At 64.1% G+C, this 19,725-nt stretch carries 16 protein-coding genes; all 16 read left to right on the top strand.

Annotation, left to right across the window (positions count from 1 at the left end; genetic code table 11):
* The first annotated feature begins 1 nt into the window (after window position 1).
* Window positions 2-394 carry a cell division protein FtsL gene (ftsL, locus tag AC0L3H_RS13040; RefSeq protein WP_023798732.1) on the top strand — a complete coding sequence of 131 codons (393 nt, stop codon included), beginning with the start codon at window positions 2-4 and terminating at the stop codon, window positions 392-394.
* Window positions 391-2,118, top strand: a complete 1,728-nt coding sequence (locus tag AC0L3H_RS13035) for a peptidoglycan D,D-transpeptidase FtsI family protein (protein ID WP_473585720.1) — start codon at window positions 391-393, stop codon at window positions 2,116-2,118. The genes ftsL and AC0L3H_RS13035 overlap by 4 nt, the downstream gene beginning before the upstream one ends.
* A 54-nt stretch (window positions 2,119-2,172) precedes the next feature.
* Entirely contained in the window at window positions 2,173-3,630 is a 1,458-nt protein-coding gene (locus AC0L3H_RS13030; protein ID WP_473585719.1) for a UDP-N-acetylmuramoyl-L-alanyl-D-glutamate--2,6-diaminopimelate ligase, read from the top strand.
* Window positions 3,627-5,060: a UDP-N-acetylmuramoylalanyl-D-glutamyl-2,6-diaminopimelate--D-alanyl-D-alanine ligase gene (locus AC0L3H_RS13025; RefSeq protein ID WP_473585718.1), complete on the top strand. Its 1,434-nt coding sequence runs from the start codon at window positions 3,627-3,629 to the stop codon at window positions 5,058-5,060. The genes AC0L3H_RS13030 and AC0L3H_RS13025 overlap by 4 nt, the downstream gene beginning before the upstream one ends.
* 24 nt (window positions 5,061-5,084) lie before the next feature.
* Window positions 5,085-6,167: a phospho-N-acetylmuramoyl-pentapeptide-transferase gene (gene mraY, locus AC0L3H_RS13020; protein ID WP_023798736.1), complete on the top strand. Its 1,083-nt coding sequence runs from the start codon at window positions 5,085-5,087 to the stop codon at window positions 6,165-6,167.
* An 8-nt stretch (window positions 6,168-6,175) separates the two neighbouring features.
* Complete coding sequence (murD, locus tag AC0L3H_RS13015) at window positions 6,176-7,579, top strand: UDP-N-acetylmuramoyl-L-alanine--D-glutamate ligase (RefSeq protein ID WP_473585717.1); 1,404 nt, start codon at window positions 6,176-6,178, stop codon at window positions 7,577-7,579.
* The gene (ftsW, locus tag AC0L3H_RS13010; protein WP_091594150.1) at window positions 7,579-8,730 is read left to right on the top strand and encodes a putative lipid II flippase FtsW; all 1,152 of its coding nucleotides are present in this window, start codon (window positions 7,579-7,581) and stop codon (window positions 8,728-8,730) included. The genes murD and ftsW overlap by 1 nt, the downstream gene beginning before the upstream one ends.
* 1 nt (window position 8,731) lies before the next feature.
* Window positions 8,732-9,859 (top strand): undecaprenyldiphospho-muramoylpentapeptide beta-N-acetylglucosaminyltransferase, encoded by a 1,128-nt coding sequence (gene murG / locus AC0L3H_RS13005; RefSeq protein ID WP_473585716.1) that lies wholly within the window; start codon window positions 8,732-8,734, stop codon window positions 9,857-9,859.
* A complete protein-coding gene (murC, locus tag AC0L3H_RS13000; protein ID WP_023798740.1) occupies window positions 9,856-11,262 on the top strand; it encodes a UDP-N-acetylmuramate--L-alanine ligase in 1,407 nt (468 codons plus the stop codon). The genes murG and murC overlap by 4 nt, the downstream gene beginning before the upstream one ends.
* On the top strand, window positions 11,259-12,224 hold the full coding sequence (murB, locus tag AC0L3H_RS12995) for a UDP-N-acetylmuramate dehydrogenase (RefSeq protein WP_473585715.1): 966 nt from the start codon (window positions 11,259-11,261) through the stop codon (window positions 12,222-12,224). Before murC ends, murB begins: the two co-directional genes overlap by 4 nt.
* A 302-nt stretch (window positions 12,225-12,526) precedes the next feature.
* Entirely contained in the window at window positions 12,527-13,453 is a 927-nt protein-coding gene (locus AC0L3H_RS12990; RefSeq protein WP_023798742.1) for a D-alanine--D-alanine ligase, read from the top strand.
* Window positions 13,441-14,382 carry a cell division protein FtsQ/DivIB gene (locus tag AC0L3H_RS12985; RefSeq protein ID WP_023798743.1) on the top strand — a complete coding sequence of 314 codons (942 nt, stop codon included), beginning with the start codon at window positions 13,441-13,443 and terminating at the stop codon, window positions 14,380-14,382. Before AC0L3H_RS12990 ends, AC0L3H_RS12985 begins: the two co-directional genes overlap by 13 nt.
* Window positions 14,379-15,686 carry a cell division protein FtsA gene (gene ftsA / locus AC0L3H_RS12980; protein ID WP_023798744.1) on the top strand — a complete coding sequence of 436 codons (1,308 nt, stop codon included), beginning with the start codon at window positions 14,379-14,381 and terminating at the stop codon, window positions 15,684-15,686. The genes AC0L3H_RS12985 and ftsA overlap by 4 nt, the downstream gene beginning before the upstream one ends.
* 67 nt (window positions 15,687-15,753) lie before the next feature.
* Window positions 15,754-17,412, top strand: coding sequence for a cell division protein FtsZ (gene ftsZ, locus AC0L3H_RS12975; RefSeq protein WP_473493963.1), 1,659 nt, complete (start codon window positions 15,754-15,756; stop codon window positions 17,410-17,412).
* 273 nt (window positions 17,413-17,685) lie between these two features.
* The gene (gene lpxC / locus AC0L3H_RS12970) at window positions 17,686-18,633 is read left to right on the top strand and encodes a UDP-3-O-acyl-N-acetylglucosamine deacetylase (protein WP_473585714.1); all 948 of its coding nucleotides are present in this window, start codon (window positions 17,686-17,688) and stop codon (window positions 18,631-18,633) included.
* A 215-nt stretch (window positions 18,634-18,848) separates the two neighbouring features.
* Window positions 18,849-19,718: an outer membrane protein assembly factor BamD gene (locus AC0L3H_RS12965; protein ID WP_128174186.1), complete on the top strand. Its 870-nt coding sequence runs from the start codon at window positions 18,849-18,851 to the stop codon at window positions 19,716-19,718.
* Window positions 19,719-19,725 lie beyond the last annotated feature (7 nt).

Genomic DNA, 19,725 nt, shown 5'->3' with positions numbered 1-19,725 from the left:
CGTGTTTCGTACCAGCGACATAGTCCTTATCGCCGTCATGGTTTCGGCCGCGGCCTTGACCTTCAAGACCAAGCGCGAGGCCGAGGAACAATTGGCGGCGGTGCACAAAATCCAGGCGCAGATCCGCTACGAGGAGGACACGATCGATCTCCTCAAGGCGGACTGGAGCCTGCTTACCCAACCGTCGCGCCTGCAAAAGCTGGCCGAGACCTATAAATCGCAACTCGAGCTCGAGCCGGTCAGCGCCCGCCAGATCATCGGGCTGGACGATCTGCCGGCAAAACCCCTCACCATCGAGGACCTTTCGTCCGAGCGGCTGGGCGGCATGGCCGACAGTTCCAGCAAGGAACCGATGGGCAACGACCCCGTGGTCACCGGAGGCATCGTCCAATGATCGCCAGACTTCCAGTGATCACCAGTCTGCTGACGCGCCGCGCCAAGTCCGGCGACGACGGATCGATTGTGGTCGAAGGCGCCCGCAAGGCGACAGGCGGCAAGGGCAGGACCCGCGTCGTGATGACGATGGCGGTGTTTTTCGGCATCTATCTGACCATCACCGGGCGGCTGGTCTATCTCGGTTTCCAGAACCCCGACCTGTCCGGCGGTCCGCAGAGCCGGGTGACGGCGTCGCGGCCCGACATCGTCGACCGCAACGGCGAAGTTCTCGCGACCGACATCAAGACGGCGTCGCTGTTTGCCGAACCGCGCCGCATTGTCGACGCCGACGAGGCGATCGAAAAACTGGCGACGGTGCTTCCCGAAATCGACTACGAGCAGACCTATCACAAGCTGAAGAGCGGCGCCGGCTTCGTCTGGCTGCAGCGGCAACTGACGCCCAAGCAACAATCTGAGATTCTGCAGCTCGGCATTCCCGGCATCGGCTTCCGCACCGAAAAGCGCCGTTTCTATCCGGCCGGCGAAACCTCGTCCTACATTGTCGGCCTCACCAACATCGACAACCAGGGCATCTCCGGCATGGAGAAATACATCGACGAACAGGGGCTGAGCGATCTTCAGGCGTCCGGCCTGGCGGTGGCCAAGGATCTGAGGCCGGTGCAGCTCTCGATCGACCTGCGCGTCCAGCATATCGTGCGTGACGAGGTCGCCACCGGGATGGAAAAATACCGCGCAATCGCGGCGGGCGCCGTCGTTCTCAACGTCAAGACCGGCGAAGTGGTCGCGATGGCCTCGGTTCCGGACTTCGATCCGAACAACCCCTATAATGCGCACGACAAGGACCGCTTGAACCGCATGTCGGCCGGGCTCTACGAGATGGGCTCGACCTTGAAGAGCTTTACCACCGCCATGGCGCTCGATTCCGGCAAAGTGACGCTGGAAAGCCGTTTCGACGCTACGCGCCCGATCAGGATCGGCCGCCAGACCATCCATGATTTTCATGGCAAGTCCCGGGTGCTGTCGGTGCCCGAAGTGTTCATCTATTCGTCCAACATCGGTTCGGCCAAGGAAGCCGAAGCGGTTGGCATCGAGGGGCACCGCGAATTCCTGCATCGCCTGGGCATCCTCGAGAGAATGCAGACGGAACTGCCTGAGGTCGCCCGCCCGACCGAGCCAAAGGTCTGGAAACAGGTCCATTCGATCACCATCGCCTTTGGTCACGGTGTGTCGACGACGCCGCTGCAGACGGCGGTTGGCTGTGCCGCGCTGATGAACGGCGGCTATCTGATCCAGCCGACATTCCTGAGACGAGCGCAGGAACAGGCGATGTCGGTGGCCAAGAAAGTCGTTAGCGACAAGACCTCCGAGAACATGCGCTATCTCTATGCACTCAATGCCGAGAAAGGCTCAGGCAGGAACGCCAGGGTTCCAGGTTATCGCGTCGGCGGCAAGACGGGAACGGCCGAGAAGGTTGTCAACGGCCGCTACTCAAAGGACAAGAACTTCAATGCCTTCGTCGCGGCGTTCCCGATGGACGATCCGCAATACATCGTGCTTACCATCGCCGACGAACCGAAGCCGGAAAAACCCGGCATGGGTGCGACGGCCGCCTCGAATGCTGGCGCCATGGCTGCAAACATTATCCGACGTTCGGCTTCCATGCTTGGCGTGAAGCCAGATTTCAGCCATGAAAATGGCGCAACGCTGGTTTCCTATCAGTGATTCTGAGGGCGCGCCGGCAACTGCGCGCTATTTTGTTGCTATGAACGGGGTTCGATGAAGCTGAAAGACCTAGCCGGTATCCTGCCTGTCGAGGGGACAGCGTCCTTCGATGCGGAGGTTACCGGGATTTCTTCGGATTCCCGCCAGGTAGGACCGGGCGTGGTCTTCTTCGCGCTCGCTGGCACCAAGACCGATGGCGCGGCCTATGCCGCCGATGCCGCCAAGCGCGGCGCCGCGGCGATCGTGACCGGCAAGGGCAGCGGCGCCGTCACCGGACTGCCGGTGCCGGTTTTCGCTGTCGACGATCCGCGCCTGGCGCTGGCGCTGAGTGCGGCCCGCTACTTCGGCAGGCAGCCGCAAACCATGGTCGCGGTGACCGGCACTAGCGGCAAGACATCGGTTGCGGCTTTCACCAGGCAGATCTGGGAGCAGTCAGGCTTTGCCGCTGCTTCGATCGGCACGACCGGCGTGGTGGCGCCGGGCCGCAACGAGTACGGCTCGCTGACCACCCCCGACCCGGTCGACCTGCACAGGCTGCTGCGCGAACTGGCGGATGCCGGCGTCACCCACGCATCGATGGAGGCCTCCAGCCATGGTCTCGATCAGCGCCGGCTTGACGGCGTCAAACTCGCAGCCGGCGGGTTCACCAATCTCGGCCGCGATCATATGGACTATCATCCGACAGTCGAGGACTATCATCGCGCCAAGCTGCGCCTGTTCGACGCGCTGCTGCCGAAGGGCGCGCCGGCCGTCATCTTTGCCGACGATCCCTGGTCGGAGCCGACGATCCAGGCGGCAAGGGCCGCGGGACTGGATGTGCTGACGGTCGGCCGCCACGGCGGGTTCCTGACACTGAAGCGGGTCGAGCACGAGCGCCACCGCCAGCGTGCCGAGGTGGAAGTCGATGGCGTTCTCCACGAGATCGATCTGCCGCTGGCCGGCGATTTCCAGATCGCCAATGCCCTGGTTTCGGCGGGCCTCGCCATTTCTACTGGAACACCTGCCGCCAAAGCCCTGATGGCGTTGGAGAAATTGAAGGGCGCCCCGGGCCGGCTGGACCTTGTTGGCACCGCTGCCAACGGTGCGCCCGTCTATGTCGATTACGCGCACAAGCCGGACGCGCTGGAAAACGTGTTGGCTTCGGTCCGGCCGTTCACCACCGGCCGCGTCATCGTCGTGTTCGGCTGCGGCGGCGACCGCGACCGTGGCAAGCGTCCGATCATGGGCGAGATCGCCACGCGGCTCGCCGATGTCGTCATCGTCACCGACGACAATCCGCGCTCGGAAGTGCCCGAAACGATCCGTGCCGCGATTCTTGCCGCTGCACCCGGCGCCATCGAGATCGGTGACCGGCGCAAGGCGATCCACCAGGCAGTCGCCATGCTCCATGCCGGCGATACGCTGATCGTGGCCGGCAAGGGGCATGAGGAAGGCCAGACCGTCGGCGCCGAAACGCTGCATTTTTCCGACCATGAGGAAGTCCGCGCCGCGCTCCAGGAGCACGCCGCATGAGCTTCCTGTGGACCTCAGAGGATCTCGTCGCCGCCATGGGCGGACGACCGCTCGGTCCGATGCCGGAGGGTATCAGCGGCATCTCGATCGACAGCCGCAGCCTTGAGCCGGGCGATGCTTTCTTCGCGATCAAGGGCGAGGCGATGGACGGCCATGATTTCGCGACCGCCGCCATCAAGGCCGGCGCCGGCGTGCTGGTCGTCGCCGAGGGCAAGCTGCCGTCGCTCGGGCGGCTGACGGCGCCGATGATCGTCGTGCAGGACGTCTTGGCCGCGCTGGAAAAGCTGGGGCTGGCCGCCCGCGCGCGCTCGAATGCCAAGATCATCGCGGTGACCGGTTCGGCGGGCAAGACCACCACCAAGGAAGCGCTGCGCCATGTGCTGTCCGTGGCCGGCAAGGTGCACGCATCGGCGCAGTCTTTCAACAACCACTGGGGCGTGCCGCTGACGCTGGCGCGGATGCCTGTGGATTGCGACTATGCCGTGTTCGAGATCGGCATGAATCATCCCGACGAGGTCCGGCCACTGGCCAGAATGGTCCGACCGCATGTCGCCATCGTCACGCTGATCGCGGCGGCACATCTCGGCTTCTTCCGCAATCTGGACGAGATCGCCAAGGCCAAGGCCGAGATTTTCGAAGGGCTGGAACCGGACGGCGCCGTCCTTCTCAACCGCGACGACCCGCGCTGGAAGCTTCTGGACAAGATGGCGAGAGCCGCCGGCGTCGAGCACATCTACGGCTTTGGCGAGAATGCCCGTGCAACCTTCAAGCTGCTGACATGCGCGCTGCATGCCGATCATTCCGTCATCACCGCCAAGATCGGCGGTCAGGAGATCACCGTCAGGGTCGGCGCGCCGGGCCGACACATGGTGCAGAATGTGCTGGCTGTGCTGGGCGCCGCGCACCTGGTCGGCGCCGACATCGCCAGGGTGGCGCTGGCGCTGGCCGATCTTTCGGCCGAACGCGGACGCGGCAAGCGCCATGTGCTGCGCCACCCGAAAGGTCCGATCACGCTGATCGACGAGAGCTACAACGCCAATCCGGCGTCGATGAGCGCAGCGATGGCGCTGCTCAATGCGACGCCGGTGTCAGGCGAAGGCAGGCGCATCGCGGTGCTCGGCGACATGCTCGAGCTCGGCGATCATTCGGCGAAGCTGCACGCTGCCCTTGCCGATCTCATCATCGGCACCGAGACGCGCACGGTGTTTCTCGCCGGCCCGCAAATGCGGGCGCTGGCTGACATCCTGCCTGATGAGATCGAGACAGAGTATCGCGCCGGCGCAGAGGATCTGAAACTGGTGCTTCTGTCGGCGCTGAAGCCGGGCGACGTGGTGATGATCAAATCGTCGAAAGGCATCGGGTTTTCCAAACTGGTCGACGCACTGCTCAGCAAATTTCCGGCGGCAGCCGCAACCGCCAAACAGACCTAGAGCCAGGTCCGGGGACCGAATCGCATGTTCACACTGCTCGTCGAATTCGCGGACAAGATCTCGGTCTTCAACGTCTTCCGCTACATAACCTTCCGCACCGGCGGCGCGCTGATCACCGCGGCGCTGATCGTCTTCATCTTCGGCCCGGCCATCATCAATTCGCTGAGGCTGCGGCAGGGCAAGGGCCAGCCGATCCGTGCCGACGGGCCGCAGACGCATTTCAAGAAAGCCGGCACGCCGACCATGGGCGGGCTGATGATCCTGTGCGGCATCATCGGCTCGTCGCTGCTGTGGGCGAACCTATCCAGCATCTATGTCTGGGTGGTGCTGCTGGTGACCCTGGGTTTCGGCTCGATCGGGTTCTACGACGATTATCTCAAGGTGACGAAGCAATCGCATCTCGGCTTTTCCGGCAAGGCGCGGCTGGGGCTTGAGTTCGTCATCGCCGGCATCGCCGCCTGGGTGATCATGCACAACGGCCAGGCGCCGTTCTCGTCGTCGCTGACCTTCCCCTTCGCCAAGGAGTTCCTCATCAATCTCGGCTGGTTCTTCATCCCGTTCTCGTGCTTCGTCATCGTTGGCGCCGGCAACGCGGTGAACCTGACCGATGGCCTCGACGGCCTGGCGATCGTGCCGATCATGATCGCGGCGGCGTCCTTCGGCGTCATCGCCTACCTGTCCGGCAATGCGGTGTTCGCCGAGTATCTGCAGATCCATTTCGTGCCCGGCACCGGTGAATTGGCGGTGGTCCTCGGCGCAGTGATCGGCGCCGGCCTCGGCTTCCTGTGGTTCAACGCACCGCCGGCGGCGATCTTCATGGGCGATACCGGCTCGCTGGCGCTTGGCGGGCTGATCGGCACGGTTGCGGTTGCCACCAAGCACGAAATCGTGCTGGTCATCGTCGGCGGCCTGTTCGTCGTCGAGATCCTGTCGGTCATCATCCAGGTCGGCTACTTCAAGATGACCGGCAAGCGGGTGTTCCTGATGGCGCCGATCCACCATCATTTCGAAAAGCTCGGCTGGACCGAAAGCCAGGTGGTGATCCGCTTCTGGATCATCGCCGTCATCCTGGCGCTGGTCGGCTTGTCGACCCTCAAGCTCCGATAGGAGGCCGCTTGATCCCCGCCGCATCCTTCGCAGGCAAGCGCGTTTCGCTCTTCGGGCTCGGCGGCTCGGGGATCGCCACTGCGCGCGCGTTGATCGAGGGCGGGGCGGAGGTGCTCGCCTGGGACGACAATCCCGGCAGTGTCGCCAATGCCGCGGCGGTCGGTATCGGAACCGGCGACCTGCGTGGCGCCGACTGGGCGAAGTTCTCGGCCTTCGTGCTGTCGCCCGGCGTGCCGCTGACGCATCCGAAGCCGCACTGGACGGTGGAACTGGCGCGCGCTTCAGGCGTCGAGATCATTGGCGACATCGAGCTGTTCTGCCGGCAGCGGACCTTGCTGGCGCCGGCTGCACCCTTCATCGCCATAACCGGCACCAACGGCAAATCGACGACCACGGCGCTGACGGCGCATATCCTGAAATCGGCCGGACGCGACACGCAGATGGGTGGCAATATCGGCCGCGCGGTGATGACCCTCGATCCGCCGGAACCGGGGCGGCACTATGTCGTGGAATGCTCGTCCTACCAGATAGACCTGGCGCCCTCGATCAATCCGACCGCCGGCGTCCTGCTCAACCTGACGCCCGATCATCTCGACCGTCATGGCACGATGCAGCACTACGCCGCGATCAAGGAACGGCTGGCGGCCGGCAGCGAAACGGCCGTCGTCGGCGTCGACGATTCCTGGTGCGCCCAGCTCGCCGACCGGCTGGAGCGGGCAGGCCGGCACGTCATCCGCATTTCGAAGCGCCTGCCGCTGACCGACGGCTATTTCGCCGACGGCACCGATCTGATGGAGGCGGTGCACGGCCGTTACAGCCGGGTTGCCTTTCTCGAGGGCGTCGGCTCGCTGCGCGGCCAGCACAATGCGCAGAATGCGCTGGCCGCTCTCGCCGCCTGCCTCAAGGTCGGGCTCGAGCTGGGCGAGATCCAGTCGGGGCTGGAGAGCTTTCCCGGGCTGGCGCACCGCATGGAGCAGGTCGGCCGCAAGGGCCATGTGCTGTTCATCAACGATTCCAAGGCGACCAATGCCGATGCGGCAGCGCCCGCATTGTCCTCCTTTCCGCGCATCTACTGGATCGCCGGCGGGTTGCCGAAAGAGGGTGGCATCGAGCCGTTGCGCGGCCTCTTTCCGCGCATCGCCAAGGCCTATCTGATCGGCGAGGCCGCACCAGCCTTCTCGGCGACGCTCGGCGAGGCGGTGCCCTACGAGATCTCCGGCACGCTGGCCGCAGCAGTCGAGCATGCGGCAAGCGATGCGGCCAGGGACGATGGCGATGGCGAGGTGGTGGTGCTGCTTTCGCCGGCCTGCGCCAGTTTCGACCAGTTCAAGAATTTCGAAGTGCGCGGCGAAGCCTTCAGGCAAGCTGCGAGCACTATTGATGGCGTGAAGCTCATCGGAGGGGCACGATAATGCAAAGCCGTCTCGACAAAAGCCCGGTTGCCACCTGGTGGTGGACGATCGATCGCTGGTTCCTGGCCGCGTTCCTGTCGCTGATGGGGCTCGGCATAGTGCTGTCTTTCGCGGCAAGCCCGGCGGTGGCCCAGCGCATCGGCCTGGACAGTTTCCACTTCGCCACGAGGCAGATCATCTTCACCATTCCCGCACTTGGCGTGATGCTGGCCGTCTCCTTCCTGGAATCGCGGCAGATCAGGCGCATGGCCCTGGCGATGCTGTGCATCACGCTGGTGCTGATGGTGGCGGTGCTCTACATCGGCGTCGAGGTGAAGGGCGCGCGTCGCTGGGTGTCGCTCGCCGGAGTGTCGCTGCAGCCGTCGGAATTCCTGAAGCCTGCCTTCGTCGTCATCTGCGCCTGGCTGTTTGCCGAACACAAGCGCCAGCCCGACATTCCAGGCAATCTGTTCGCCATGCTGCTGCTGGCCCTCGTCATCTCGCTGCTGGTGGCGCAGCCCGATTTCGGCCAGACCATGCTGGTGCTCGGCACCTGGGGGGTGATGTTCTTCATGGCCGGGCTGCCATGGCTGTGGATCATCGCGCTGGGCGCTGTCGGCGTCGGCGGCGTGTTTGCCGCCTACACCGTGTTCCCGCATGTCGCCGGCCGCATCGATCGCTTCATGACCGGCGAGGGCGACACGTTCCAGGTCGATATGGGCCGCGATGCGCTGATCAATGGCGGCTGGTTCGGCGTCGGGCCGGGCGAGGGCACCGTCAAGCGGGTGATACCCGACAGCCATGCCGATTTCGTCTACTCGGTGGCCGGCGAGGAGTTCGGACTGATCATGTGCTTCTTCATCATGACCATCTTCGCCTTCATCGTGCTGCGCGGCCTCGGCACCGCGCTCAAGGAGCAGGACGATTTCACACGCTATGCGGTCGGCGGCCTGGTCACGGTCTTCGGTCTGCAGTCGGTCATCAACATGGCCGTCAATCTGCAGCTGATGCCGGCCAAGGGCATGACCTTGCCGTTCATCTCCTATGGCGGCTCCTCGCAGATCGCCATCGCCATCTCGATGGGCATGGTGCTGGCGCTGACGCGCAAGCGGCCGGAAAAGCGCAAGCAATTGGGCTTCGCGCCGTCGCGGCGCGCCATGCCGGCGGAGTGAAATGTCGAGGGGCGCGATCCTTCTGGCGGCCGGCGGCACGGGCGGGCATCTCTTCCCGGCCGAGGCGCTGGCGCACGAGTTGATCAGGCGCGGCTGGACGGTGCATCTGGCCGCCGATGATCGTGCCGAGCGTTTTGCCGGCCAGTTCCCGGCGGCGGGCATCCATCCGATCCAGTCGGCGACCATCGGCTCGAAAAACCCGTTCGCCGTGCTCGCCGCCTTCTGGAAGATCTGGGGCGGCGTGCGGCAGGCGTCGGCCGTGATCGGTCGGGTCAAGCCAGCCGTCGTGGTCGGTTTCGGCGGCTATCCGACGCTGCCGCCGCTCTACGCGGCGACGCGGCGCAAGGTGCCGACGCTGATCCACGAGCAGAACGCGGTGATGGGGCGCGCGAACCGGGCGCTCGCCGGCCGTGTCGATGCCATCGCCGGCGGGTTCTTGCCGGAAGATTCAAGCGCTGCAGGCGCCAAGACGGTGACGACCGGCAATCCGGTCAGGCCGCAAGTGCTGGAGGCGGCAAAGACGCCCTATGCGGCGTCGACCGGGGAGCAGCGGTTCCGCTTCCTGGTGTTCGGCGGCAGTCAGGGCGCACAATTCTTTTCCGATGCGGTGCCGGCGGCGGTTCGACAGCTTTCCGATGCACAACGCGGGCGGCTTGATATCACCCAGCAGGCGCGTGCCGACGATGTCGGGCGGGTGAAGGCGGCCTATGCCGCCCTTGGCGTCGAGGCTGAGGTGTCGCCCTTCTTCACCGACATGGCGGCGCGCCTGGCTGCGGCGCATCTGGTGATGTCGCGGTCCGGCGCATCGACCGTATCGGAAATCGCGGTGATCGGCCGGCCGGCGCTGCTGGTGCCCTATCCGCATGCGCTCGACCACGACCAGGCAGCCAATGCCGCGGCATTGGCGGCGGCAGGCGGCGCCGAAGTGCATCCGCAATCGACGCTTTCGCCCGAGCGCATCGCCGCGCTCGTCGGAGCGCTGATGGACAATCCGGAGCGGCTGACCACAATGGCAGCGGCGGCCAAATCGGCCGGAAAACCGGACGCGGCACGGTTGCTCGCTGATCTGACAGAGGCTATTGCGTCGAAGAAAAGCGTATCGGAATTCAGGAAGGAGACGCACGTATGAAGATGCCGCAGACGATCGGCCTCGTGCATTTCATCGGCATCGGCGGTATCGGCATGAGCGGCATCGCCGAGGTGCTGCATAATCTCGGCTACCAGGTGCAAGGGTCCGACCAGGCCGACAGCGCCAATGTGCAGCGGCTGCGCGACAAGGGCATCGAGTGCTTTGTCGGTCATCATGCCGACAATATCGGCGATGCCGAAGTGGTCGTCGTCTCGACGGCGATCAAGAAATCCAATCCGGAGCTGAAGGCCGCACGCGAGAAACTGCTCCCCATTGTCCGTCGCGCCGAGATGCTGGCGGAACTGATGCGCTTCCGGCAGGCGGTGGCCATCGGCGGCACGCATGGCAAGACGACGACGACCTCGATGGTGGCGACGCTGCTCGAGGCCGGCGGGCTCGATCCGACCGTGATCAATGGCGGCATCATCAATGCCTACGGCACCAACGCCCGCATGGGCGATGGCGAATGGATGGTGGTGGAGGCCGATGAGAGCGACGGTACGTTCCTGAAGCTGCCGGCCGAGATTGCCGTCGTCACCAACATCGATCCCGAGCATCTCGACCATTACGGCTCCTTCGACAAGGTGCGCGAGGCCTTTCGCCAGTTCGTCGAAAACGTACCGTTCTACGGCTTCGGCGTCATGTGCACCGACCATCCCGAGGTGCAGGCGCTGGTCAGCCGCATCGAGGACCGGCGCGTCATCACCTATGGCGAGAACGCACAGGCCGACGTGCGTTTCATCAATCACCGCATGGATGGCCCGACCTCGGAATTCGACGTGGTGATCCGCGACCGCAAGACCGGCGGCCAGTCGACGATATCAGGCCTGCGCCTGCCGATGCCCGGCCGTCACAACGTCGCGAATGCGACGGCGGCGATCGCCGTCGCGCATGAACTCGGCCTTTCGGCCGAGGCGATCAGGAAGGGCCTGTCGTCCTTCGCCGGCGTCAAGCGGCGCTTCACCCGTACCGGTTCGTGGAACGGCGTCGATGTGTTCGATGATTACGGCCACCATCCGGTCGAGATCACGGCGGTTCTCAAGGCGGCGCGCGATGCCACCAAGGGCCGCGTCATCGCCATTGCCCAGCCACACCGCTTCACCCGGCTTCACGACCTGTTCGACGAGTTTTCCGTCTGCTTCAACGATGCCGACACGGTGATGGTGGCGCCGGTCTATGCGGCAGGCGAAGAGCCGATCGACGGCGTGACGTCCGAGGCATTGGTGTCGCGCATCCGCTCCGGCGGCCATCGCGACGCGCGCTACATCGAAGGCCCCGCGGCGATTGCGCCGGTTATCCGCGACCTGGCCAAACCAGGCGATTTCATCGTCTTCCTCGGTGCCGGCAATATCACGCAATGGGCCTACGCGCTGCCCAGGGAACTCGGCGGTACTGCCTCATGATGCGTGGCCAGGCATTGATCGACAAGCTTGGCGGCCGGCTTGCCGGCCTGCGCGGCCGCATCACGCCCAATGCCGAGATGGACAAGATCACCTGGTTCCGCGCCGGCGGGCTGGCCGACGCGCTGTTCCAGCCGGCCGACGAAGACGATCTCGTTGCGTTCCTGGGAGCAGTGCCCGAAGAGATACCACTGACCACCGTCGGTATCGGCTCGAACCTGCTTGTCCGTGACGGCGGTATTGCGGGCTTCGTCATCCGGCTTTCGGCCAAGGGCTTTGGCGAAGCCGAAGTGATTGCGCCAACCACAATCAAGGCGGGTGCGGCGACGCCCGACAAACGCCTTGCCGCTGTCGCCTATCAGGCTGGCATAGGCGGCTTTGAGTTCTACCACGGCATTCCGGGCGCCATCGGCGGTGCGCTGAGGATGAATGCCGGCGCCAATGGCGTCGAGACGCGCGAGCGCGTTGTCGAGGTGCGGGCGCTCGACCGCAAGGGCAATGTGCATACGCTGAGCAACGCCGATATGGGCTACGCCTATCGCCATTCGGCAGCACCTGCCGGGCTGATCTTCACGTCAGCGGTATTCGAAGGCGTTTTGGCAGACAAGGCCGCGATCAAGGCGGCAATGGACGCCGTCCAGCACCATCGCGAGACCGTGCAGCCGATCCGCGAAAAGACCGGCGGCTCGACCTTCAAGAATCCGGAGGGCACCTCGGCCTGGAAGGAGATCGACAGAGCGGGCTGTCGGGGGCTGATGATCGGCGGCGCGCAGATGTCGCCGATGCATTGCAACTTCATGATCAACACGGGAACCGCGACCGGCTACGACCTTGAATATCTTGGCGAGACGGTGCGCGCGCGCGTGCTCGAACGGTCGGGCATCCGGCTGCATTGGGAAATCAAGCGCATCGGCAAGTTCCGGCCGGGGCACGAGGTCCAGGAATTCCTCGGACAGTTGCTGTAAGGACCCAACAACACAGTTTTCGCGGCCGTTTTTGCGGAAAGTGAATCTCGCGGAATCGTAAGGACTTGCCAGCGATTCAACTCTCTGATTCTCTGCCTGAAGCGTTTCCTGATTTGAGTCGTTTCGACGCGTCACCAGCGTTTTTCCGTCAGGGGCTGCCTGCCGGGAAACTCGGGGACTCGATGGTGCAGAAATCATCAGAGCAGGGACTGCTCCGAGCGTTTGAGTGTATGGCCCTTTCCGGGGCGTGTGAGATGCAGACCCGCAGTGAAAGGGCCCGCCGTGATAGGGAATGACGGGAAATGAAAAGCAAGCACGTGGCCGTCCTTCTGGGTGGATTCTCGTCCGAGCGGCCCGTGTCCTTGTCTTCGGGAAAAGCCTGTGCCGATGCGCTCGAGACGGAAGGCTACCAGGTCACTCGCGTCGACGTCTCGCGCGATGTTGGGTCGGTGCTTGCCGAGCTCAAGCCTGATGTTGCCTTCAATGCGCTGCATGGTCCTTTCGGCGAGGACGGCACCATCCAGGGCATCCTCGAATATCTTGCCATCCCCTACACCCATTCCGGCGTGCTCGCCTCCGCGCTTGCCATGAACAAGGAGCAAGCCAAGAAGATCGCCAAGTCTGTCGGCATACCGGTTGCCGAATCGAAGGTGGTCAATCGCTTCGCCATCCAGAACAAGCACCCGATGAAGCCGCCCTACGTCGTCAAGCCGGTCAATGAGGGGTCGAGCTTCGGTGTCGTCATCGTGCACGAAGGGCAGTCGCATCCGCCGCAGGTCATCGGTTCGTCCGACTGGAAGTATGGCGATACCGTCATGGCGGAGCGCTATGTGCACGGGCGGGAGTTGACCTGCGCGGTGATGGGCGATGTGGCGCTTGGCGTCTGCGAGATCATCCCGACCGGCCATTCCTTCTACGACTATGATTCAAAATACGTCGCGGGCGGATCAAAACACGAATGCCCTGCAAAAATTTCACCGAATATTTACCAAAAAATACAGACACTGACGCTCAGGGCTCACCAAGCTATCGGCTGCCGGGGCGTTTCCCGGTCGGACTTCCGTTATGATGATCGACACTCCGAGAACGGCGAAATTGTCTGGCTCGAGGTCAACACTCAGCCCGGCATGACGCCGACATCCTTGGTGCCTGAGATCGCCGCGCAGGCGGGACACTCGTTCGGCGATTTGTTGAGTTGGATGGTGGAGGACGCTTCGTGTCTGCGTTGAGGTGGGGACAGGGCAAGGGGAAGGGCGCGGCCGGGCCGACGCTGTTCGGTGTGGCGTTGTCGTTCGACCATTTCGTGCTGCCGCGCCTGCTTCGCCGGCCGGCGCGCATGCTGGCGCGTCTGGGCGAGGACGACTTCGAGGTGCCGCCGTTTTCCGCAGCCGTGCTGTCGGCGGCGCTGCTCGTATCGGGCAGTGCCTATGGCGCCTATCTCGGCGGGCATGTCGACGCTATCGTCCAGGGCATCACCGCCCGCACCGGCTTTGCCGTCGACCAGATCAAGGTCGTCGGCAACCGCGCAACCTCCGAGATCGATATTCTCGACAGGATGCAGCTCGATGGCTGGACGTCGCTGATCGGCTTCGATGCCGAAGCCGCGCGGGAACGCATCGCCACGCTGCCCTGGGTCGAGGTTGCGGCGGTGCGCAAGGTCTATCCGCACACGCTGGAGGTGCGCATCGAGGAGCGTGAGCCGTTCGCGCTCTGGCAGCAGGGCAGCGAGCTTTCGGTCATCGAGCGCTCCGGCGCCGTGATCGCGCCATTCTCCGGCGGCAAGCAGTCGCTGCTGCCGCTGATCGTCGGCACCGGCGCCCCGGCCAAGGCGCCGGATTTCCTGGCCAGGATCAAGAAATACCCAGAGCTTGCCGCACGGATCAAAGGCTACATCCGCATCGGCGAACGGCGTTGGGACCTGAAGCTGGAAAACGGCATCACGGTCAAGCTCCCCGAGGATGGCGAGGACCAGGCGATCGCCGATCTGCTCAGGATGGACCGAGAGAACGGGCTTTTGACGCGCGATATCGCCGCCGTCGACATGCGCCTTTCCGATCGCCTCGTCGTCCAGTTGACGCCGGAGGCGGCGACGCAGCGTCAGGCCGCGCTCAATGAAAAGCCGAAAATGCCGAAGCGCAAGCCGGAGACGAAGATATGAGCTGGCTTGGCGGCAACAGCGATGCCTCGTCGCGCCGGTCCGGCATCATGACGGTGCTGGATGTCGGCTCGAGCAAGGTCTGCTGCGTGGTGGCCAAGCTCAAGCCGCGCGAGGACGGCATGCTGCTGCGCGGGCGATCGCATCGCATACAGGTGATCGGCATCGGCCACCAGAAATCGCAAGGCGTGAAATCGGGTGTCGTCATCGATCTCGACAGGGCCGAGCACGCCATCCGCCTTGCCGTCGATGCCGCCGAGCGCATGGCCGGGCTGACCGTCGATTCGCTGATCGTCAACATGACGGCCGGCCGGCTGAAGAGCGAAAGCTTCTCGGCAACCATCAACCTTGGCGGCCATGAGGCGGACGAGGCCGACATCAAGCGCGTGCTTGCCGCCGGCGCCAAGCAGGCGCTGCGGGCCGAGCGCGAAGTGATTCATTCGCTTCCCGTCGGCTTTTCGCTGGACGCCGAGCGCGGCGTGCGTGATCCGCGCGGCATGGTCGGCGACCAGCTCGGCGTCGACATGCACGTGCTGACGGGTGACGCGGCACCGTTGCGCAATCTGGAGCTTTGCATCAACCGTTCGCACCTGTCGGTCGAGCGCATGGTGGCGACGCCCTATGCCAGCGGGCTTGCCGCACTGGTCGACGACGAACTCGAGATGGGCGCAGCCTGCATCGACATGGGCGGCGGCACCACGACGATCTCGATGTTTTCGGAAGGCAAGTTCGTTCATGGCGACGCCATCGCCATCGGCGGCAACCACGTCACGCTGGACATGGCCAAGGGCCTGTCAACCTCGCTCGACGCCGCCGAGAGGCTGAAAGTGATGCATGGCTCGGCATTGCCCGGCAGTGCCGACGACCGCGACTTGGTCTCGATACAGCCGATCGGCGAGGACGGTGAGGTGCCGCTTCAGATCCCGCGTTCGGTGATGACGCGTATCATCCGGGCGCGCATCGACGAGACGCTCGAACTGTTGCGCGACCGGCTGAACAGGTCCGGCTACGGCAACGCCGCCGGCAAGCGCGTCGTGCTGACCGGCGGGGCCAGCCAGCTTTCCGGCCTGCCCGAGGCAGCGCGCCGCATTCTCGGACGCAATGTGCGCATCGGCCGTCCGCTCGGTGTAGCGGGCCTGCCAGAGGCGGCCAAGGGGCCGGCTTTCTCGACGCCGGTCGGGCTTCTGATCTACCCGCAGATGGCGAATTTCGAGAGCCATCCGGCGAAAGGAATTTCTGGTCTCAGGATGACCGGGACAGGCGGAAAACTGCATCGAATGAGTCAGTGGTTGAGAGACAGTTTTTAAATTGACGGGGACAGCCCCATAGGCGGCCGCAGCGGCGAAGCGGCGGGAAAGGCAAAGGACGGAGACAATGACCATCAATCTGCAAAAGCCGGACATCACCGAGCTGAAGCCGCGTATCACCGTGTTCGGTGTCGGCGGCGGCGGCGGCAATGCCGTCAACAACATGATCACCGCCGGCTTGCGCGGCGTCGAGTTCGTGGTGGCCAATACCGATGCGCAGGCGCTGACCATGTCCAAGGCGGATCGCCTGATCCAGCTCGGCGCGCATGTCACCGAGGGCCTGGGTGCGGGGTCGCAGCCGGAAGTCGGACGCGCCGCGGCGGAGGAATGCATCGACGAGATCGTCGATCATCTCTCCAACACCCATATGTGCTTCGTCACTGCCGGCATGGGCGGCGGCACCGGCACGGGGGCCGCGCCGGTCGTTGCACGTGCGGCGCGCGAGAAGGGGATTCTCACCGTCGGCGTCGTCACCAAGCCGTTCCATTTCGAAGGCCAGCGCCGCATGAAGACGGCGGATCTGGGCATCGAGGAATTGCAGAAATGCGTCGATACCCTCATCGTCATCCCCAACCAGAACCTGTTCCGGCTGGCCAATGACAAGACGACCTTTGCCGACGCTTTCGCCATGGCCGACCAGGTGCTCTATTCCGGCGTCGCCTGCATCACCGACCTGATGGTCAAGGAAGGACTGATCAACCTCGACTTTGCCGACGTCCGCTCGGTCATGCGCGAGATGGGCAAGGCGATGATGGGGACGGGCGAAGCTTCCGGCGAGGGTCGCGCCATGGCCGCCGCCGAAGCCGCGATCGCCAACCCGCTGCTCGACGAGACCTCGATGAAGGGCGCCAAGGGGCTGTTGATCTCGATCACCGGCGGCCGCGACCTGACCCTGTTCGAAGTCGACGAGGCGGCGACCCGAATTCGCGAGGAGGTCGACCAGGAAGCCAACATCATCCTGGGTGCGACGTTCGACGAGGATCTCGAAGGCGTCATCCGCGTCTCGGTGGTTGCTACCGGCATCGACAAATCGGCGGCAGAAATCGCTGCCGCGCCGATCGCCATCCGCACGGCTCCGCCAAAGCCGGTCAGCCGCCCGGCCGCTCCGGTCACGGAAAGCCGTCCGGCGCCTGTCCAGCAGGGAGGCTACGAGCCGCGCGCCGCCGACCCTGTCGCCGAGGCAATCCAGCTCGCCGAGGCGAATGCGGCGGCGATGGCGCGTTCCGCGCCGGCCTCCCAGGCGGAAGATTTCCGCCCGCAGAGCAAGATCTTCCAGGCGCCGCCGGCCCAGCCGCAGCCGATGCTGCAGCCAATGGTCCAGCAAACGATGCAGCCCGCGCCTCAGCGTGAAGTGCTTCAGCCGGCAGCGCCCCAGCGCATGCCGCGCGTCGAGGACTTTCCGCCGGTGGTGAAAGCCGAGGTGGAAGCCAAAAGCCGTCCGGCCGACCACGAGAACAGCGGACCGATGGGACTGCTCAAGCGCCTGACCAACGGCCTTACCCGTCGCGAAGAAGAGCCTGCACGGCTGCAGCCGGCGCAGCCGCGCGAGCCGAAACTGCGCCAGGCGGCACCCGAAGTGCGCCGCCTTGCCAGCCAGGATCCGCAGCTTTACGCGCCACGCCGCGGCCAGTTGGACGACCAGGGCCGGCTGACGCCGCAGAGCAGGGCTGTCCAGGAAGACGATCAACTGGAGATTCCGGCATTCCTGCGCCGCCAGGCCAACTGACCTGTTAACGGTCCGTAATAGTTGTTAACAGGCAGACAAGAAATTGTTTGCCTGTTAATGTTAAAAGTGCGTGTAAAACAAGGAGTTAGGAGACTGCATCCGCTTCGGATCGCGGTTACACAGAGTAAGAAACCGTGATTTGGAGACTTCCTGCCGGACCACTATCTTCGCCGCGATCAATTTCGGTTTGCTGGGATTCGGGGAAGTGGCCCTGCCTGCCGATCAAAGAGCCGCGCCCTTGGGCTTATGAAGCGGACGTAGGCAGTATGGGCTATGGGGTTTGTTTTGCACGACTATCAGACGACACTTAGATCGCGTGCGACGCTGACCGGCACCGGCGTTCACAGCGGCAATTCCGTTACCGTTCATTTCCTGCCGGCAGACGCTGATACGGGTGTCGTGTTCCAGCTTTCGAATGGAAGCGAAGTCCGGGAGTTCCGCGCGCTGGTTTCCGAGGTCGGCGCCACCGATCTGTGCACCATGCTCGGCGATCCGGCAGGCGAGCACATCGCCACAGTCGAACATCTGATGGCCACGGTTTTCGGGCTCGGCATCGACAATGTCGTCATCGAGATCGACGGCCGAGAGGTTCCGATCCTCGACGGCAGCGCCATGGCGTTCGTCGAGGCCATCGACCAGGCGGGTATCGATACGCTGCCGGTCAAGCGCCGCTACATCAGGGTGGTGAAGCCGGTTCGCATCGAGAACGGTGCCTCCTGGGCGGAGTTCAGGCCCTATGACGGCACGCGCTTCGAAATCGAGATCGATTTCGAAAGCCCGGCGATCGGCCGTCAGCTGTTTGCATCCGACATGAACGCCGACATTTTTCGCCGCGATATCGCGCGGGCGCGCACCTTTGGTTTCATGAAGGACGTCGAGCGGCTGTGGGCAGCCGGCTACGCGCTCGGCTCCTCGCTGGAAAACTCCCTGGTGATCGGCGACGACAACCGCGTGATCAACATCGGAGGCTTGCGCTATCCCAACGAATTCGTGCGCCACAAGACGATGGATGCCATGGGCGATCTGGCGCTGGCCGGCGCCCGGTTCATTGGCTGCTTCCGTTCCTATCGCGGCGGCCACAGGCTGAATGCAGCAGCGCTGCGCCGCCTTTTGTCGGACCGTTCGGCGTTCGAGATCGTCGAGACGACACGCCGCGAGCGCGGTCGCATCGTCGAAAAGAGCGCCGTCTATGCACCTGTCTACGCGCCCTGGATGATCTGATTCTTAACGTTTCTCGGGTTTTATGGCCGCCGGCCTGTGTTGCATGAATGCACCATCGGCCGGCGAAATCACGCAAGTGTGCGGGCTGCGCCAGGCTGCCACAAAAATGTGCGAATGGCCGGAGATAGCGTTGCCGGGCACGGCGATTATGGTTATGCCTGCTGCCCCAGGGCGAGATGTCGACTGAAATGACGCCGAAAGGGCGGAATCCAATCATGTTCTTCAAGCGAATTGGTCAATCGAAAGCGCCGCATCGGGCTGTTTTCCTGGCGCTTTCGGTGGTTGTTCCATCGCTGTTCCTGTCGGCCTGCATGTCGTCCGAAAAGGATGTCGACCTGTCGACCTATGTCGAGCAGACCGAGCCGGCAGACGTTCTCTACAATCAGGGCCTCGCCAATCTGAATGCCGGGCGCCTGCAGGAGGCGAGCCGCAAATTCGGTGCGGTCGACCGCCAGCATCCCTATTCCGAATACGCCCGCAAATCGATGGTGATGGGCGCCTTTGCCGACTATCGCCAGGGCAACTATACCGAGGCGATCGGTTCGGCCAAGCGCTATCTCACGCTCTATCCGTCGACCGACGACGCTGCCTATGCCCAGTATATCATCGGGCTGAGCTATTACCGGCAAATCAGGGATGTCACCCAGGATCAGAAGGAAGCGCGTCAGACCGTGCAGACGATGCAGGATCTGGTGACGCGCTGGCCCGATTCCGAATATGTCGACGACGCCAAGGAAAAGATCCGCTTCGCCAACGACCAGCTCGCCGGCAAGGAGATGCAGATCGGCCGCTACTATCTCGAGCGCCGTGAGTACATCGCCGCCGTCAAGCGGTTCCGCGTCGTGGTGGAGACCTATTCCAACACGCGCCATGTCGAGGAAGCGCTCGCGCGTCTTACCGAAACCTATTACGCGATGGGGCTGACATCGGAAGCGCAGACTGCCGCTGCTGTGCTCGGCACCAACTATCCCGACAGCGTGTGGTACAAGGATTCCTACAAGCTCCTGCAGACTGGTGGGCTCGAGCCGCGCGAGAATGCGGGCTCGTGGATCGCCAAGGCCGGGAAGCTGATCACCGGCGCCTGAGCGGCGC

This window comes from Mesorhizobium sp. WSM4816 (assembly GCF_055811535.1).
Note: the sequence above shows the minus strand (reverse complement) of the source record. Positions and strands in the feature narration are given on the sequence as shown.

Excerpts from the sequence above, each read along its gene's own strand:
- AC0L3H_RS12990 (WP_023798742.1), top strand. The coding sequence starts at position 12,527 with ATGAAAAGCAAGCACGTGGCCGTCCTTCTGGGTGGATTCTCGTCCGAG.
- murB (WP_473585715.1), top strand. The coding sequence starts at position 11,259 with ATGATGCGTGGCCAGGCATTGATCGACAAGCTTGGCGGCCGGCTTGCC.
- murC (WP_023798740.1), top strand. The coding sequence starts at position 9,856 with ATGAAGATGCCGCAGACGATCGGCCTCGTGCATTTCATCGGCATCGGC.
- AC0L3H_RS13035 (WP_473585720.1), top strand. The coding sequence starts at position 391 with ATGATCGCCAGACTTCCAGTGATCACCAGTCTGCTGACGCGCCGCGCC.
- AC0L3H_RS12965 (WP_128174186.1), top strand. The coding sequence starts at position 18,849 with ATGTTCTTCAAGCGAATTGGTCAATCGAAAGCGCCGCATCGGGCTGTT.
- mraY (WP_023798736.1), top strand. The coding sequence starts at position 5,085 with ATGTTCACACTGCTCGTCGAATTCGCGGACAAGATCTCGGTCTTCAAC.
- AC0L3H_RS13025 (WP_473585718.1), top strand. The coding sequence starts at position 3,627 with ATGAGCTTCCTGTGGACCTCAGAGGATCTCGTCGCCGCCATGGGCGGA.
- murG (WP_473585716.1), top strand. The coding sequence starts at position 8,732 with ATGTCGAGGGGCGCGATCCTTCTGGCGGCCGGCGGCACGGGCGGGCAT.
- ftsW (WP_091594150.1), top strand. The coding sequence starts at position 7,579 with ATGCAAAGCCGTCTCGACAAAAGCCCGGTTGCCACCTGGTGGTGGACG.
- AC0L3H_RS13030 (WP_473585719.1), top strand. The coding sequence starts at position 2,173 with ATGAAGCTGAAAGACCTAGCCGGTATCCTGCCTGTCGAGGGGACAGCG.
- lpxC (WP_473585714.1), top strand. The coding sequence starts at position 17,686 with ATGGGGTTTGTTTTGCACGACTATCAGACGACACTTAGATCGCGTGCG.
- ftsZ (WP_473493963.1), top strand. The coding sequence starts at position 15,754 with ATGACCATCAATCTGCAAAAGCCGGACATCACCGAGCTGAAGCCGCGT.
- ftsA (WP_023798744.1), top strand. The coding sequence starts at position 14,379 with ATGAGCTGGCTTGGCGGCAACAGCGATGCCTCGTCGCGCCGGTCCGGC.